Origin of the sequence: Amycolatopsis albispora (genome assembly GCF_003312875.1) — a bacterium.
GTDB classification, from domain to species: Bacteria; Actinomycetota; Actinomycetes; order Mycobacteriales; family Pseudonocardiaceae; genus Amycolatopsis; species Amycolatopsis albispora.
In genome coordinates this window covers 7,480,839-7,496,864 of the sequence record NZ_CP015163.1, presented here as the reverse complement: position 1 = coordinate 7,496,864, position 16,026 = coordinate 7,480,839, and the positions used below count along the sequence as shown (strand labels likewise).

At 71.3% G+C, this 16,026-nt stretch carries 17 protein-coding genes; all 17 read left to right on the top strand.

The features are described from left to right. Nucleotides 1-58 precede the first annotated feature (58 nt). Nucleotides 59-349, top strand: coding sequence for an SAV_915 family protein (locus tag A4R43_RS35575; RefSeq protein WP_236808480.1), 291 nt, complete (start codon nucleotides 59-61; stop codon nucleotides 347-349). 100 nt (nucleotides 350-449) lie between these two features. Continuing rightward, nucleotides 450-1,481, top strand: coding sequence for a BMP family ABC transporter substrate-binding protein (locus A4R43_RS35570; RefSeq protein WP_113696090.1), 1,032 nt, complete (start codon nucleotides 450-452; stop codon nucleotides 1,479-1,481). Further along, nucleotides 1,478-2,920 carry an ABC transporter ATP-binding protein gene (locus tag A4R43_RS35565; RefSeq protein WP_113696089.1) on the top strand — a complete coding sequence of 481 codons (1,443 nt, stop codon included), beginning with the start codon at nucleotides 1,478-1,480 and terminating at the stop codon, nucleotides 2,918-2,920. Before A4R43_RS35570 ends, A4R43_RS35565 begins: the two co-directional genes overlap by 4 nt. 94 nt (nucleotides 2,921-3,014) lie before the next feature. Then, the gene (locus A4R43_RS35560; protein WP_113696088.1) at nucleotides 3,015-4,019 is read left to right on the top strand and encodes an ABC transporter permease; all 1,005 of its coding nucleotides are present in this window, start codon (nucleotides 3,015-3,017) and stop codon (nucleotides 4,017-4,019) included. Next, nucleotides 4,016-4,870 (top strand): ABC transporter permease, encoded by an 855-nt coding sequence (locus tag A4R43_RS35555; RefSeq protein WP_113696087.1) that lies wholly within the window; start codon nucleotides 4,016-4,018, stop codon nucleotides 4,868-4,870. The genes A4R43_RS35560 and A4R43_RS35555 overlap by 4 nt, the downstream gene beginning before the upstream one ends. Next, the gene (locus A4R43_RS35550; protein WP_113696086.1) at nucleotides 4,867-5,613 is read left to right on the top strand and encodes a nucleoside phosphorylase; all 747 of its coding nucleotides are present in this window, start codon (nucleotides 4,867-4,869) and stop codon (nucleotides 5,611-5,613) included. The genes A4R43_RS35555 and A4R43_RS35550 overlap by 4 nt, the downstream gene beginning before the upstream one ends. Next, nucleotides 5,606-6,763: an acyl-CoA dehydrogenase family protein gene (locus A4R43_RS35545; RefSeq protein WP_113696085.1), complete on the top strand. Its 1,158-nt coding sequence runs from the start codon at nucleotides 5,606-5,608 to the stop codon at nucleotides 6,761-6,763. The genes A4R43_RS35550 and A4R43_RS35545 overlap by 8 nt, the downstream gene beginning before the upstream one ends. After that, nucleotides 6,763-7,773 (top strand): s-methyl-5-thioribose-1-phosphate isomerase, encoded by a 1,011-nt coding sequence (locus A4R43_RS35540; RefSeq protein ID WP_113696084.1) that lies wholly within the window; start codon nucleotides 6,763-6,765, stop codon nucleotides 7,771-7,773. Before A4R43_RS35545 ends, A4R43_RS35540 begins: the two co-directional genes overlap by 1 nt. 153 nt (nucleotides 7,774-7,926) lie before the next feature. Next, complete coding sequence (gene mtnC, locus A4R43_RS35535) at nucleotides 7,927-8,646, top strand: acireductone synthase (RefSeq protein ID WP_113696083.1); 720 nt, start codon at nucleotides 7,927-7,929, stop codon at nucleotides 8,644-8,646. After that, on the top strand, nucleotides 8,643-9,263 hold the full coding sequence (gene mtnB, locus A4R43_RS35530) for a methylthioribulose 1-phosphate dehydratase (RefSeq protein WP_113696082.1): 621 nt from the start codon (nucleotides 8,643-8,645) through the stop codon (nucleotides 9,261-9,263). Before mtnC ends, mtnB begins: the two co-directional genes overlap by 4 nt. Nucleotides 9,264-9,285: 22 nt before the next feature. Next, nucleotides 9,286-9,879, top strand: a complete 594-nt coding sequence (locus A4R43_RS35525; protein WP_113696081.1) for a 1,2-dihydroxy-3-keto-5-methylthiopentene dioxygenase — start codon at nucleotides 9,286-9,288, stop codon at nucleotides 9,877-9,879. A 38-nt stretch (nucleotides 9,880-9,917) separates the two neighbouring features. Beyond that, complete coding sequence (locus tag A4R43_RS35520; protein ID WP_113696080.1) at nucleotides 9,918-11,717, top strand: acetyl/propionyl/methylcrotonyl-CoA carboxylase subunit alpha; 1,800 nt, start codon at nucleotides 9,918-9,920, stop codon at nucleotides 11,715-11,717. Nucleotides 11,718-11,764: 47 nt separating this feature from the next. Further along, nucleotides 11,765-12,148: a DUF1707 SHOCT-like domain-containing protein gene (locus A4R43_RS35515; protein WP_113698102.1), complete on the top strand. Its 384-nt coding sequence runs from the start codon at nucleotides 11,765-11,767 to the stop codon at nucleotides 12,146-12,148. Between the two features lie 96 nt (nucleotides 12,149-12,244). Continuing rightward, nucleotides 12,245-13,495: a sensor histidine kinase gene (locus A4R43_RS35510; protein WP_236808478.1), complete on the top strand. Its 1,251-nt coding sequence runs from the start codon at nucleotides 12,245-12,247 to the stop codon at nucleotides 13,493-13,495. Next, nucleotides 13,492-14,115 (top strand): response regulator, encoded by a 624-nt coding sequence (locus tag A4R43_RS35505; protein WP_113696078.1) that lies wholly within the window; start codon nucleotides 13,492-13,494, stop codon nucleotides 14,113-14,115. Before A4R43_RS35510 ends, A4R43_RS35505 begins: the two co-directional genes overlap by 4 nt. A gap of 21 nt (nucleotides 14,116-14,136) precedes the next feature. Next, the gene (locus A4R43_RS35500) at nucleotides 14,137-14,667 is read left to right on the top strand and encodes a GNAT family N-acetyltransferase (RefSeq protein WP_113696077.1); all 531 of its coding nucleotides are present in this window, start codon (nucleotides 14,137-14,139) and stop codon (nucleotides 14,665-14,667) included. Further along, nucleotides 14,646-15,974: a class I adenylate-forming enzyme family protein gene (locus A4R43_RS35495; protein WP_113696076.1), complete on the top strand. Its 1,329-nt coding sequence runs from the start codon at nucleotides 14,646-14,648 to the stop codon at nucleotides 15,972-15,974. Before A4R43_RS35500 ends, A4R43_RS35495 begins: the two co-directional genes overlap by 22 nt. Nucleotides 15,975-16,026 lie beyond the last annotated feature (52 nt).

The following is a 16,026-nucleotide window of genomic DNA, read 5'->3' as shown; positions in this document are numbered from 1 at the left end:
TCGGCGGCTGGGAAGACGGGAGTCGCCGTCGCTCCCCGTATCCGGATCTGCTCTAATCGTGACGGTGACCATGCTCAAGCAGACACAGGGATTCCCGCCCGCCGTGTACCTGCCGACCGGGCCGAGGTACGCCTCCGAAACCGAAGCGATCGTGGAGCTTCGCCGGACCGCGGACGGCCGCACGGCCCTGCTCGCCTACTCCGCGCTCGACCGGCTGGTCGACTGCTGCGGTGACCAGCAGTCCTGGGTGCTGATCCGCACCGACAAGCTGGACAAGATCCACGCGGCGCAGCCCTTCGACGTCGCCTACCTCGACCTGGAGATCCCAGCCACCCACCGGATCAGCTGACCCCGCAGTGGTGAGCGGCACTTCCCACCAATCGGGAAGTGCCACTTCACCATGCCGGAACGCGTTTAGCATGTGGACTCCCGGCTAGCGAAGGATCCCCATGCCCCGCCTTTCCCTGCTCCCCGTCGCGGCGGCCGTGCTGCTCGCCGCCACCGCCTGCAACGCCTCCTCGAACCAGGCCGCCGCGCCGGCGGGCGGCGGCAAGTCGTTCGTGCTGGTCACGCCGAACCCGGTCGGCGTGAACGACTTCCTCAAGCTCTCGGTCAAGGGCATCGGCGACGCCGCGCAGGCGCACGGCGCGACCACGAAGACCTACGAGAGCAGCGATCCGGCGAGCATCCAGCAGAACGTCGCGGCCGCCGTCCGTGACCAGCCGGACGTGATCGTGGCGGTCGGCTTCAACTTCGCCGACGTGGTGGCGCAGGAAGCCGAGCGCAACCCGGAGCAGCAGTTCCTGTTCGTCGACTCGTGCACCGAGAAGCCGTTCCCGAACGTCACCTGCGCGACCTTCCGCGAGTACGAGGCCAGCTACCTCGCGGGCGCGCAGGCGGGCCTGCTGACCAAAACCGGCAAGGTGGGCGCGGTGGTGGTGCTGGACTCGCCGCAGTTCCACCGGTTCTCCGACCCGTTCGGCGAGGGCGCCAAGAAGACCCGGCCGGACGTGGCCTTCAGCCAGTTGTTCATCGGCGGGCAGAACCCGTTCAACGACCCGGCCCGCGCGAAGGAGCTGGCGGGCGCGCTCGCCGGGACCGGGGTGGACCAGGTGATGGGCGCGGCTTCGGCGGCCGGGAACCTCGGTGTGTTCGAGGCGGCGAAGGCGGGCGGTTTCTTCGCCTACGGCGTGGACGCCAATCAGTGCCCGGCCAGCCCCGGCCAGGTGGTGGACAACGTGGTCAAGCGCACCGACGTGGTGATCGCAGACGGCATCAAGGCCATTTTGGACGGTCAGCCGGGGAAGACGCGGTCGTACGGCTTGGCGGAGAACGGTCTCGGGCTCAACGGCCTGCTGCCGGACGTGGCGGCCTCGCAGTGCGTCATCGCGCAGCACCCCGAAGTCATCGAGCAGGTGAGCAAGCTGCGCGACGAGATCGTGGCGGGCACCATCAAGGTGACCGACCCGGCCGCCGGATGACCGCGGTCGAACTTCGCGGGATCACCAAGCGCTTTCCGGGGGTGCTCGCGAACGACGGCGTGGACCTGCGGGTGGACCGCGGCGAGATCCACGCGCTGGTCGGGGAGAACGGCGCGGGCAAGACCACGCTGATGTCCATTTTGTACGGCACCGAGCGGCCGGACGCCGGCACGGTCGAGTTGTTCGGCGAACCGGCGCGCGGGCACGGCCCGGCCGACCGGATCGCCGCCGGGATCGGCATGGTGCACCAGCACTTCATGCTGTTCGGCGGGCTGACCGTGACCGAGAACGTGGTCTACCACCGGGGTGTGCTGGCGCGGCGGGCACGCGCCGAGGTGGCCGCGCTGATCGAGCGGTACGGCCTCGGCCTCGATCCCGACGCCCGGGTGCGGGACCTGCCGATCGGCGTGCGGCAGCGGGTCGAGATCCTGAAACTGCTCTACCGCGACGCGAAGATCCTCATCCTGGACGAGCCGACCGCCGTGCTCGCGCCCGCGGAAGCCGATCGGCTGTTCGACGTGCTGCGTGACCTGGCCGCGGAAGGGCGCAGCGTCATCCTGGTCACGCACAAGCTGCGTGAGGTGCTCGCGATCAGCTCGCGCGTGACCGTGCTGCGCGACGGCCGCCGGGTCGCCGGGCTGGCCACCGCGGACACCACGGCCGCCGAACTCGCGCGTGCGATGACCGGCCGCGACATCGAACTCGACGTGATCCACCCGACGGGCACGCCGGGCGAGGTGGTGCTGGAGGCTCGCGGGGTGACCGTGCCCGGTGGGGCGAAACCGTTGGTGGACAACGCTTCGGTGACCGTCCGAGCCGGGGAGATCCTCGGCGTGGCCGGGGTCGCGGGCAACGGGCAGAGCGAGTTCGCCGAGGCGCTGGCGGGGTTGCGCGCGTTCTCCGGCAGCGTGACCTTGCGCGGGAAGCCGCTGACCAGGGACGCCGTGGCGTACCTGCCGGAAGACCGGGGCGAGGTCGGTTCGGCGCAGACGGCTTCGCTCGCCGAGAACCTGATCGTCGGATACCACCGGGGCCGGGGCCTGCTTCGGCCCGCGAAAGTACGCGAGCATGCGCGGCGCATCGTCGAGCGGTTCAACGTGAAGGCGGCTTCGGTGACCGCGCCGATCGGGGTGCTGTCGGGCGGGAACCAGCAGAAGGCCCTGCTGGGCCGGGAACTCACGCGGGATTCGCCGCTGCTGATCGCCGAGCAGCCGACGCGTGGTGTGGACATCGGCTCGGTGCGCGACATCCACGCCGAGTTGATCGCCCACCGCGACGCCGGGCACGCGATCGTGGTGGTTTCCGCTGAGCTGAGCGAAATCCGCGGCCTGGCGGACCGGGTGGTGGTCTTCTACGACGGCCGCATCGTGGCCGAGTTCGACAAGGCAGAGGCCACCGAGGAACGCCTCGGCCTCGCCATGGCAGGAGAAGCGGTATGACACACCACCGCCGCGATCCCCACGCTATGAATGTGGCTTTCATAGCGGCCGGCGCAATGAAAGCCACATTCATTGCATGCGCGGGAGGTGCGGCATGAAGCCGCCAAGGCGCTGGGCCATCGTGTTCGCGTTGCTCGCCGCGTTTGTGCTGGGCACGCTCATTCTCGCCGGGACAGGGGCCGACCCGATCAGCGCGTACACCGCCATCATCACCGGCGCGTTCGGCCCCGACGGCTTCCCCGGCACGCTCGAGTACGCCGTCCCGGTGGTCGGCATGGCCGTCGCGCTCGCGGTGCCGTTGCGCGCGGGCATGGTCAACCTCGGCGGCGAGGGCCAGCTCGTGCTCGGCGCGATCACCGGCACCGTGCTCGGCCTCACCAGCCCGCTGCCTGCCGTGCCGACGGTGATCCTCGCGCTGCTCGGCGGCGCGCTCGCCGGGGCCGCGTATGCCGCGCTCGCCGCGTTCTTCGAGAACCGCCTCGGCGTCCCGCTGCTGGTGAGCACCCTGCTGCTGAGCTACCCGGCGATGTCGTTCGCCTCCTACCTGGTGCGCTTTCCGCTGGCGGACGCCGGTTCCAGCCTGCCGCAGTCGGAACGGCTGCCGGACGGGGTCGCGCTGGAGGTCACCGGCACCGGACTCGCCCTGGTCGCCGCCACCGCGCTCGCGTACGTGGTGATCGACGCGCGCGCCCCCATCGGCTACGAGATCAGGATGACCGGACTCGGTGCGCGGTTCGCCGCGTACGCCGGGATCAGCCGCCCGCGCCTGACGCTGCGCGTGCTCGCCACCTCCGGCGGCCTGGCCGGGCTGGTCGGCGCGATCATGGTGCTCGGCTTCCCGCACCGGTTCATCGACGGCGCGCTGATCACCCCGACCTACACCTGGATCGGCCTGCTGGCCGCGCTGCTGGCCGGGGCGAACCCCCTGGGCACGGTGGTCGCCGCGTTCTTCTTCGCCGCGCTGACCAACGGCGGCTTCGAGGCCGAGCGCGTCACGCAGGCTCCCCGCGAGCTGACCGCGGTGCTCCAGGCCGTGATCATCATCTTCCTGGCCTCGGCCACCGGCCTGCTCAACCGGCGGAAAGCGGGTGTGCGGTGAACTTCGACCTCGCCCTGGTCTCGTCCGTGCTGCGCGCGGTGACCCCGATCCTGTTCGCCGCGCTCGCCGGGGCGCTGTGCCAGCGCGCCGGCGTGTTCAACATTTCGCTCGAGGGCACCATGCTGGTCGGCTGCTTCGCCGCGGTGGCGGGCAGCTGGTTCACCGGCAACCCGTGGCTCGGCGTGCTGGCCGCGGTGGTGGCCTCGGCCGCGTACTCGCTGATCCTGGCGATCGGCTCGGTGGCGCTCGGCGGCGACCCGATCGTGCTCTCGATCGCGATGAACCTGCTGGCCGTCGGCCTGACCAGCTTCCTGCTGCGGACCGTGTTCGGCACCACCGGCAGCTTCAGCGACCCCGGCCTGCGTGGCCTGGACCCGGTGCTGTTCGGGCATTCGGCGCTGGTCTACGCCGCCTGGGTGGCGGTGGCCGTGCTCGCCTTCCTGCTCTACCGCACCAGCTGGGGCCTGAAGGTGCGCGGCATCGGCGAGAACGCCGAGGCGGCGGCCAAGCTCGGCGTGAACGTGGCGCGCGAGCGGTACCAGGTGATCATCGCCGCCGGTGCGCTGTGCGGGCTCGGTGGTGCGCAGCTGGCGCTGGGCAACGTCACGTTGTTCTCCGAGAACATGACCGCCGGACGCGGCTGGATCGCGGTGGTCGCGGTGATGCTCGGCATGGCCGCGCCGGTCGGCGTGCTGCTGGCCGCGCTGCTGTTCGGCCTGGCCGAGGGCCTCGGTTTCCGGTTGCAGGGCCTCGGCCTGCCACAGCAGGCGACCGACGCCGCGCCTTACGTGGTCACCCTGCTGGCTTTGTTTTCCCAGCGCCTGTTCCGGCGTGAAAGGAGCAACGCATGACTGGCTCGGCACTGCCGGTCACCGGCATCCCCCGCTCGGGGCTGCCCCCGCTGGCGGTGGTGGTCGGCGCACCCCAGCGCGCCACCGACATCGCGGCCCGCCTCGACGACGCCGAACTCGCCGGGGAGAACCGCGAATACCGCACGTACACCGGTTCCTGGCGCGGTACCCCGGTCGTGGTGGCGTCGCACGGCGTCGGCGGGCCGGGCGCGTTGTGCTCGTTCGCCGAACTCGCCGAGGCGGGTGTGCACACCTTCCTCCGGCTCGGCACCGCGGGCTCGCTGCGCAAGGACATTCTCAGCGGTGACCTGGTGATCGCCGAGGCGGCGGTCCGCGACGACGGGGTCAGCCAGCAGCTGGTGCCCGCCGAGTACCCGGCCTTCGCTACCGCCGAGACCGTTCCCGCGCTGGTCAGGGCGGCGAAGGCACACGACGCACCGCACCACCGCGGCGTGGTCTGGACGCGGGCGGCCTTCTCCCCCGGCGTGCTGCGGCTGCCGATGCGCGAGTACCTCGCCGCCGGGGTGATCGCCATCGAAATGGAGCTGTCGGCGTTGCTGGTCTTCGCCGGGTTGAATGGGCTCAAGGCCGGTGGTGCGCTGGTGATCGACGGCAACGCGGCGGGCGACGACGTCGGCCCGGCCACCTACGACCCGCATCGTGACGTGGTCGCCGACGGCGTGCACCGGGCCGCGGCCGTGGTGCTGGACGCGTTGATCGAGGTAGGGGAAGCGGATGAGTGACTGGCAGGCCGTCGCCGACGAGGTCGCGGAGAAGCTGCGCGCGGACGCGGTCGCCCGCGAGGAACGTGGTGCGGAGCCACACGCGGAGATCGAACTGCTGCGGGAGTCCGGCCTGCTGCGCCTGCTCATCCCGGCCGAGCGCGGTGGCGCGGGCGGCGACTGGCCGCTGGCGCACCAGGTGATCCGGCGGATCGCCGCGGCGGACGGCTCGCTCGGGCACCTGCTCGGATACCACTACTTCCAGCTGTGGCGCACCAGGCTGTTCGACAACCCGATCGCCGACCGGCTCGAACGCGACAGCGCGGCGGGCAACTGGTTCTGGGCTGGTGTCAGCAATCCGCGCGACGCGGCGCTCGAACTGCGCCCGGCCGACGGCGGCTTCACCGTGCACGGCAGGAAGTTCTTCGCCACCGGCGCCTCGGTGGCCGACCACCTGATCGTCAGCGGCACCTGGACCCATTCCGGCCGGAAGGCGACCTTCACCCTGCCCGCGCGCACCGAGGGCGTCCGATTCCTCGGTGACTGGAACAATCTCGGGCAGCGCCTGTCGGCCAGCGGCGGCGTCGAGTTCACCGACGTTTTTGTGCCGGAGGGCGAACTGCTCGGCCACCAGCCCGAGGAAGGCGAGCCCCGGCGCTGGCGGGATTCGCTGGCACCGCTGGGTTTCCAGCTGCTGCTCGCCCAGGTGCAGGTCGGCATCGCGGGTGGCGCACTGGCCGAGGGCGCGCGCTACACCACGGAAAGCTCGCGTGCCTGGCCTCTGTCCGGAGTGGACAGAGCAGCCGATGACCCGCACGTGCTGGCGGCCTACGGCACGCTGGCCTCGCGGCTGACCGCGGCGGAGTTGCTGGTCGACGCGGCGGCCGCGGCCTTCGACAACGCCACGCGCGAGATCGACGAGCGCAAGCGCGGCGAACTCGGCATCCTGTTGGCCAAGGCGAAGGTGGTGAGCACCGAGGTGGCGCTGGAGATCGCCAACCGGGTCTTCGAGCTGACCGGCGCGCGGGCGACCGGCGCGAAGTACGGCATGGACCGGTTCTGGCGCAACGTCCGCACGCTCACGCTGCACGATCCGGTGGTGTACAAGGCAACCGAGGTCGGCAAGCACCTGCTCGACGGCGAATTCCCGCCGGTCACCGGGTACAGCTGATGGCCGCACCGATCCTCGCCGACAGCGTCCGGCTCGCCGACGACGGCGTGCACATCCTCGACCGGCGGGTGTTCCCGTTCGAGCGGGTGTGGGTGCACTGCCGCACGGTGGAGGAGGTGGCCAAGGCCATCGAGGACATGGTCACCCAGTCGTCGGGCCCGTACTTCGCCGCGTTGTGGGGCATGGTGCTGGCCGCGCGCGCGGCCGCGGACCTGCCCGCCGACGAGGCGCGGGCCGCGCTGGCCGCGGCTGGCGACCGGCTGATCGCCAGCCGCTCGACGAACAACCACCTCGGCAAGGCCGTGCGCGCCGTGCTGTCCGAAGTGGACTCATCGGATGGCGACCTGGTCGAAGCGGCGCTGCGGGGTGCGCGGGCCGGGGACGAGCTGTACCGCTCCCGCAGCCGCGCGCTCGGTGAGTACACAGTGGACCTGCTGCCGGACGGCGCCAGGGTGCTCACCCACTGCTGGGCCGACCTGTACCTGACCGAAACCGTGGCGGCGGCCCAGCGGCGCGGCAAGGAGCTCAGCTTCTTCTGCACCGAAACGCGGCCGTACCTGCAGGGCGCCCGGCTGACCGCGGAAACGCTGGCGGAGATGGGCGTGCCGACCACGCTGGTCACCGACGGCATGGGAGCTTCGCTGTTCAGCCAGGGCCTGGTGGACGCGCTGGTCACCGCCGCGGACCGGGTCAGCATGGACGGGCACGTGGTCAACAAGATCGGCACGCTCGGCCTGGCCGTGGCGGCGAAGGCGTTCGGCGTGCCGTTCCACGCCCAGGTGCAGGCGCCGGACCTGGCCGCCCCCACCGCGGCGGACGTCCCGATCGAATACCGCGACGGCGACGAGGTGCTCCACACCCTCGGACGGCGGACCGCGAGCACCCGCGTGCCCGGCCTCTACCCGGCCTTCGACGTGACGCCGCCGGAGTTCGTCACCACCGTGGTCACCGACCGTGGTGCACTGGCCCCGGACCAGCTACGACGATATTACGAGCAAGAGAAAACGTGACCGGCATTTGACCACCTACGACTGCGAGGTCGCGCTGAGGGCTGGACTGAGGTGCGTCAGGTCGCCCCAGCGGCCTGACGTGCCGAGGGAAGCACTCAGCTTCCCGGCGACCTCGCCGCCGTGCCGAAGGCGCGGCCGACAACAAGGAGCGCAGTGACCGAGCAGCTGACCACCCGCTGGGTGGTCCTCGACATCGAAGGCACGCTGACCGCGACCAGCCAGGTCCACGTGGTGCTCTACGACTACGCCCGGCCCCGGCTCGGCCCGTGGATCGACGAGCACCCCGAGGACCCGCGCGTCACCGAGGCGGTCGACGCGGTGCGCGCCGAAGCCGGGCTGCCCGCCGACGCCTCCACCGAGGAAGTGGTGCGCGTCCTGCATTCCTGGATGGACGAGGACAAGAAGGCCGCGCCGCTGAAAACGCTGCAGGGCCTGATCTGGGAGCAGGGGTACGCCCGCGGGGAACTGACCTCCGAATACTTCCCCGACGTGGTCCCGGCGCTGAAGGCGTGGCGGGAGCGCGGACTGGCGCTGGCCGTGTTCTCCTCCGGGTCGGTGGCCGGGCAGATCGCCTCGTTCTCGAACACCACCGAAGGCGACCTGCGTCCGTTCTTCCGCCACCACTTCGACACGGTCAACGCGGGCCCGAAGCGCGAAGCCGCCTCCTACCACGCGATCGCCCACGGCCTCGGTGACCCGCTGCCGTCGGAGATCCTGTTCCTTTCGGACGTTCCGGCCGAACTGGACGCCGCGAAAACCGCGGGCTGGCAGGTCGTCGGCCTGGCCCGGCCCGGCGAGCCGTACGAGAAGGCCGACTTCGGCCTGCACCGGACCGTCGCGTCGTTCGCCGAGCTGGAGATCGACCCCGCATGAGCACGCTGGACCTGGCCGGGCGCGCGCTCGCCGCCGAATCCGCGCGGTACGAGGCAATGGGCTGGATGCGTGGCACCTCGGGCAATCTCTCGGTGACGCTCTCCCGCGACCCGCTGCGCCTGGCGGTCACCGCGAGCGGCCTGGACAAGGGCGCGCTGACCGCCACCGACGTGGTCGAGGTCGACGCCGACGGCCAGGCCGTGCCGGGCCAGGCCAAGGCGCCGTCCGCGGAAGCCGGGCTGCACGCGCGGATCGCCGGTGTGGCGGGCGCGGGCGCGGTGGTGCACGTCCACGCGATGGCGCCGGTGCTGGCCGCCGAGTTCTGGCCGGACGGCGTCGAGCTGCGGGACATGGAGATGCTCAAGGGCTTCGGCCGCCGCGCGCACGACGACCTGGTCACCGTGCCGGTGGTGCCGAACAGCCAGGACATGCGCGTGCTCGGCGACGCCTTCGAAGCCGGGTTCCGCGCCGACACCCCGGCGCTGATCGTCGCGCGGCACGGCATCTACGTCTGGGGCGACGACCTGGCGCACGCGCGCCAGCGTCTCGAATGCCTGGAATGGCTGCTCCGCTTCCGAACCCGCTTGTACCGTGCATTCGAGGGGTCTCCCCAGTGAGAACCGGTGAAAGGTGGCCATCATGACCCTGCTGACCGTCTGGGCGGAGAACGATCCCGCCACCGTGCTCCGGCGCACGCGTGACGCCGAGGAGATCGGCGCCGTGCTCGGTGAGCTGGGGGTCAAGTTCGACCGGTGGCCGGTGCGGGAACTGCCCGAGACGCCGACCGAGGAGCAGGTGCTCGACGCCTACCGCGCCGAGGTCGACGAGGTGATCCGCACCGAGGGCTACACCTTCGTCGACGTCAAGCAGCTCAGCCCCGGCGACCCCGGTGCGGCCGAGGCGCGGGCCAAGTTCCTCAGCGAGCACACCCACGACGACGACGAGGACCGCTTCTTCGCGCGTGGCTCGGGGGTGTTCTACCTGCACGTGGCCGGGAAGGTGCACGCCGTGCTGTGCGAGGCGGGCGACCTGCTCAGCGTGCCGGCGAAGACCACGCACTGGTTCGACATGGGCACGCGGCCGGATTACGTGTCCATTCGCTTCTTCCACGATACAGAGGGCTGGGTCGGCGATTTCCTAGCGAAATCCATCGCGGATCGGTTCCCGTCGATGGACGAGCTTGCCCGCGAGGGTGACTTGCCTCTCAAGACGAACTCGACGCCAAGTCCGTAAACTGCTGCGAAGCCAGTAGCCACACATGGAGGTAGGGCGTGCCCGAAGCAGCCAGCGCTAGCCAGGGCGGACCGGTGACGAAGGTGCTGGTCGCCAACCGCGGCGAGATCGCGGTACGGGTCATCCGAGCGGCCAAGGACGCCGGCATCGCCAGCGTCGCGGTCTACGCCGATCCCGATCGCGACGCACCGCACGTCCGGCTCGCGGACGAAGCCTTCGCACTCGGCGGGACCACCGCCGCGGAGAGCTACCTCGTCTTCGACAAGCTGCTCGACGTCGCCGCCCGCTCCGGCGCCGACGCGGTGCACCCCGGCTACGGCTTCCTCTCCGAGAACGCCGACTTCGCGCAGGCCGTGCTGGACGCCGGGCTGACCTGGATCGGGCCGCGCCCGCAGGCCATCCGCGACCTCGGTGACAAGGTCACCGCGCGGCACATCGCGCTCAAGGCGGGCGCGCCGCTGGTGCCGGGCACCAAGGAGCCGGTGGCCGGGGCCGAGGAGATCATCGCCTTCGCCGAGGAGCACGGCCTGCCGGTGGCCATCAAGGCCGCGTTCGGCGGTGGCGGCCGAGGGCTCAAGGTGGCCAGGACCATCGAGGAGATCCCCGAGCTGTTCGAGTCGGCCACCCGCGAGGCGGTGGCGGCGTTCGGCCGCGGCGAGTGCTTCGTGGAGCGCTACCTGGACAAGCCGCGCCACGTCGAGGCGCAGGTGCTCGCCGACCAGCACGGCAACGTGATCGTGGTCGGCACCCGTGACTGCTCGCTGCAGCGGCGGCACCAGAAGCTGGTGGAGGAGGCGCCCGCGCCCTTCCTGTCCGACGAGCAGCGCGCCACCATCCACAGCTCGGCCAAGGCCATCTGCGCCGAGGCCCACTACTCCGGCGCGGGCACGGTCGAGTACCTGGTCGGCACCGACGGCACCATCTCCTTCCTCGAGGTCAACACCCGGCTGCAGGTCGAGCACCCGGTGTCCGAGGAGACCACCGGCATCGACCTGGTACGCGAGCAGTTCGCCATCGCCCGCGGTGAGAAGCTGCGCTTCACCGAGGACCCCGAGCCGCGCGGGCACTCGATCGAGTTCCGCATCAACGGCGAGGACGCGGGCCGCAACTTCCTGCCCGCGCCCGGCACGGTGACCAACTTCGTCGCGCCGAGCGGGCCCGGTGTCCGCGTCGACTCCGGTGTGGAGTCCGGCAGCGTGATCGGCGGGCAGTTCGACTCGATGCTGGCGAAGCTGATCGTCACCGGTTCCGACCGCGAGAACGCGCTGGAGCGCAGCCGCCGCGCGCTGGACGAGCTGGTCGCCGAGGGCCTGGCCACGGTGATCCCGTTCCACCGCGCGATCGTGCGCGACCCGGCGTTCATCGGCGACGGCAAGCAGTTCAGCGTGCACACCCGCTGGATCGAGACCGAGTTCGACAACCAGATCGAGCCGTTCACCGCGCCGGCCGACGTCGAGGACGAGGAGCAGCCGCGGCAGAACGTGGTGGTCGAGGTCGGCGGGCGGCGGCTGGAGGTCAGCCTGCCCGGCAACCTCGCGCTCGGCGGCGGCGGTGCCGCGGGCGGTGCGGTGGCCAAGGCCAAGCCGCGCAAGCGCAGCGGCGGCGGCAAGAGCGCGGCCAGCGGTGACACGGTGGCCGCGCCCATGCAGGGCACCATCGTCAAGGTCGCGGTCGAGGAAGGCCAGCAGGTCGAGGCGGGCGAGCTGATCGTGGTGCTGGAAGCGATGAAGATGGAGAACCCGGTCACCGCGCACAAGTCGGGCACGGTCACCGGCCTGACCGCCGAGGTCGGCGCCGCCGTCTCCCAGGGCACCGCACTGCTCGAGATCAAGGACTAGGGCACCGGCCGCGCGGCCGTAGACTCGTCGGTATGGACAGCGGCGAGATGCGGCTGAGCAACGCCGAGCGCCAGGAGGCGCTGGAGGCGCTCGAAGAGCACGTCCGCACCGGCAGGCTCGACGTGGACGAGTTCGCCGACCGCTCCGCCAAGGTCACCGTGGCCACCCGGCGCGGGGAGTTGGAACCGCTGTTCGCGGATCTCCCCGCGCCGCACCCGAGCGTGCTCAGCCGTGAGCTGTTCACGCCGTCGATCACCGGGCCCGCGCCCCGGCTCAGCCCCGCGCAGGCTCTGGCCGCGAAGGCGGTGCCGATCACCGCGGTGATCGCGCTGGTGCTGTTCTTCACCGTGGCGCGCGGGTTCTGGCCGGTCTTCCTGCTGCCCGCGGCCGCCGCGCTGCTGGCCGGCGGCTTCGGCCGCCGTAGTGGTTAGGCGCGTTCCATCCACCGATCGGTGGATGGGAAATGGCAGGATCGCCGACCTTTCACCCAGTTTTCCGCTGCGATGATGAAACGCGGGAAGCGGGAGGTGAGCGTGTTGGCCGGAGTGCTGCCGAGCAACCTGGACCGCCGGGGCGAGCGCCGCGCCGGCTGTGTGCTGGCCGCGGTCAGCCTGGCCGGGCTGGCCATCTCGGCGGTCTGGCACGTGCTCACCGCACCCGGCACGGTCAACGCTTCGAGCACGATGGTGCTGGTCGGCGTGGCCGCGCTGTGGATGCCGCTGGTGTACTGGGTGTTCCCGCGCCGCTCCTCGGATCCGGCGCTGGTGGTGCTCTATTACCTGGGTTTTCTCGCGCTGGCCACCGCGCTGAGCCCGCGCGGCGACGGGTTCGCCGTGTTCGCCTCGGTCGGCTACCCGCTGGCGTTCGGCCTGCTCACGCCCCGGATGAGCTTCTTCGGCGTGGCGGCGACGGCGATCCTGCCGATGATCGCGCGCGGCGGCACGGACGGGCCGACCTGGGTCACCCTGGTCTCGGTGGCCGCGCCGCTGCTCTACGCGGGCTGGGTGGTCGGTTCGGAGAGCGAGAAGCGCCGCCGGTCCAACGCCCAGCTCGAAGAAGCCAACGCGAAACTGGAGGCGGCGCTGGAGGAGAACGCCGGACTGCACGCCCAGTTGCTCAGCCAGGCCAGGGAAACCGGCGTGCTCGACGAGCGCCAGCGCATGGCGGGCGAAATCCACGACACCATCGCGCAGGGCCTGGCCGGCATCATCACCCAGTTGCAGGCCGCCGAACGCAGCGACGGCGACCCCGAACGACGGCAGCGCCACCTCGCCAACGTGCACGCCCTGGCCAGGGAGAACCTGACCGAAGCACGGCGGTCGGTGCGGGCGCTGCGCCCGGAACGCCTCGCCGATTCACGCCTGCCGGACGCGATGGCCGAACTCGGCCGCACCTGGACCGACACCTCCGGCACCCCGGTCAAGGTCGAGGTCACCGGCGACCCGCGCCCGCTGCTGCCGGATCTGGAGGTCACCCTCTACCGCGTCGCGCAGGAGGCGCTGACCAACGCGGGCAAGCACGCGAAGGCCACCCGCGTCGCACTCACGCTGTCCTATGTGGACGATCTGGTGATGCTGGACGTGCGTGACGACGGGGTGGGCTTCACCCCCGCGGCCAACGGCACGCCGTCCGATTCCGGCGGGTTCGGCCTGTCCGGCATGCGCCAGCGGGTGCAGCGCGTGGCCGGGACCCTGGCCATCGAGAGCGCACCCGGCGAAGGCACCACGATCAACGCCCAGCTACCGGCCATCACCACCGCGAACGGAGAGCCCTCATGATCAGGCTGCTGCTGGTGGACGACCACCCGATCGTCCGGGACGGCCTGCGTGGCGCGTTTGTCGGCGAAACCGATCTGGAGATCGCCGGCGAGGCCGCGGACGGCGCCGAAGCGCTCGTGCTGGCGAGCGCGCTGGCCCCGGACGTGGTGCTGATGGACCTGCGCATGCCCCGCATGGACGGCGTCGCCGCGATCCGCGAACTCCGCGAGGTGGCCCCGAAGGCGAAGGTGCTGGTGCTGACCACCTTCGACTCCGAATCCGACGTGCTGCCCGCCATCGAAGCCGGGGCCACCGGCTACCTGCTCAAGGACGCGCCGACCGCGGAACTGCTGCGCGCGGTGCGGGCGGCGGCCAAGGGCGAGTCGGTGCTTTCGCCGGCGGTGGCGGTGAAACTGCTCGGCCAGATGCGCGAGCCCGCGCCGAAGAACACGCTGACCAAGCGCGAGATGGAGGTGCTCGAACTGGTCGCCGACGGCGCCACCAACCGGATGGCCGCGGCGAAGCTGTTCATCAGCGAGGCCAGCATCAAGACGCACCTGCTGCACATCTACGCCAAGCTGGAGGTGCGCGACCGCGCGGCGGCGGTCGGTGAGGCGTACCGGCGGGGCCTGCTGAGCTGATCCGCCCGGTATCTTCATCGCGTGGAACCGGTGGAGATCAACGCGGGCGCGTACTACCTGCGGCAGTTGCGCGCGGACGACCTGATGGACGACCGCCCGGCGCTGGTCGAGGCGTTCGCCGATCCGGTGCACCGCCGGTACGTGCCGAACTACCGCATCGAGACGCTCGAAGCCGCCGGGGAGTACGTGGCGCTGCGCGCGCGGGAGTGGGCCGACGGCACGCGGTGCTCGTGGGCCATCGCCGAACCGACCACCGGTGACCTGCTCGGTGAGGTCGGGCTGAAGAAGGTCGATCTCGAAGCGGGCACCGCCGAAGCGGCGATCTGGGTGCACCCGCGCGGGCGCGGGCAGGGCATCGGCACGCTGGCCGTGGACGCGGCGGTCCGCTTCGGGTTCGGGGCGCTGGACCTGAAACTGGTCGAATACCGGCACGCCGAAACCAACGAGGCGTCGGCGAAGATCGCGGAACGCTGCGGGTTCGTCCGGATCGGCGAGGCCGTGGTGCCGACCGCGGGCGAGAAGGACCTGGTGTGGACCAAAGCTTCTTCCTGACCCGGGTGCTCGAGGTCTTCGACGAGTACGCGGACCGGGTGCTGTTCCGTCACTCCACTTCGGACCTGACCTACGCGGAAGCCGGACGGCGCCTCCGCCGGCTGCACGCGGCGATGCCGCCGTTGACCGGCAAGACGGTCGCGATCTCCGCGGGCAACCACCCGGATGCCGTGCTGGCGCAACTAGCCGCGCAACTGCGCGGGGCACGGGTCCTGCTGATCGCCGCCTCCGCACCGCCGTCGGACCGGAAGTCCGCGCTCGACGCCGCGGACGCCGTGCTGCTGGACCCGGCCGAGCTGGACGCGGAACCGGTGGAGATCACCGTCCCGGCCCGCGCCGAAACCGTGTTCACCTCGGGCGGCACCACCGGCGCGCCGAAGCTGATCCGGCACTCGGGCACCTACGAGGGCATGGTGCACGTGTTCCACCCCGATCCGGCCGGGCCGAACCGGATCCTGGTGGTCGCCCCGATTTCGCACCTCACCGGCAACGCGGCGGTGCTCGGCGCCCTGCTCTGCGGGGACACCGTGGTGCTGCACGACGGTTTCTCGCCCGACGCGGTGGTCGCCGCGTTGTCGGCGGACCGGATCACCCGGTTCAGCCTCACCCCGGCGCGGCTCGGTGCCGTGCTCGACCACCCCGCGCTCGCCGAGGCGGACCTCAGTTCGCTGCGCGCGGTTTCGCTCGGCGCCAGCGCGTTGCCGGTGCACCGGCTCGAGCAGGCGCTGGCGGTGTTCGGCCCGATCGTCGGCCAGGGTTACGGCCTGACCGAGGCGCCGATGATCGCCACCATCACCGCCGCCGAGTACGCCGGGCACCCCGCGCGGCTGGCGTCGGTCGGCCGGATCGTGCCGGGCATGCGCGCCCGCATCGGCGACGACGGTGAGGTGCTGGTGCAGGGACTGTCCTTGATGGACGGTTACCTGGACCGGCCGCTCGACGGCGACTGGCTGCGCACCGGGGACCTCGGCCACTTCGACGAAGACGGTTACCTCTACCTGCACGGCCGCGCGGACGACGTGATCGTCACCGGCGAACACGGCACGAAGGTCCACCCGACGCGCGTCGAAGAGGCGCTGGTGTCGCATCCGCGCGTGCGCCAGTCGGCCGTGGTCGGACGGTCCACTCCGGACGGTCCGGTGCTGCACGCCGTGGTGGTCCCCGACGGTGAGGTGACCGCCGACGAGCTGCGCGCCCACGTGGCCGCCGAACTGGTGCAGCCGCACTTCGTCCCGGCCACCGTCGAATTCCGCGCGTCCCTGCCGCTCACCCACATCGGCAAGCTGGACCGCAAGCGCCTGCGATGAACACGAATGTGGCTTTCGGGGCGGATTTCGCCCCGAAAGCCACATTCGTGTC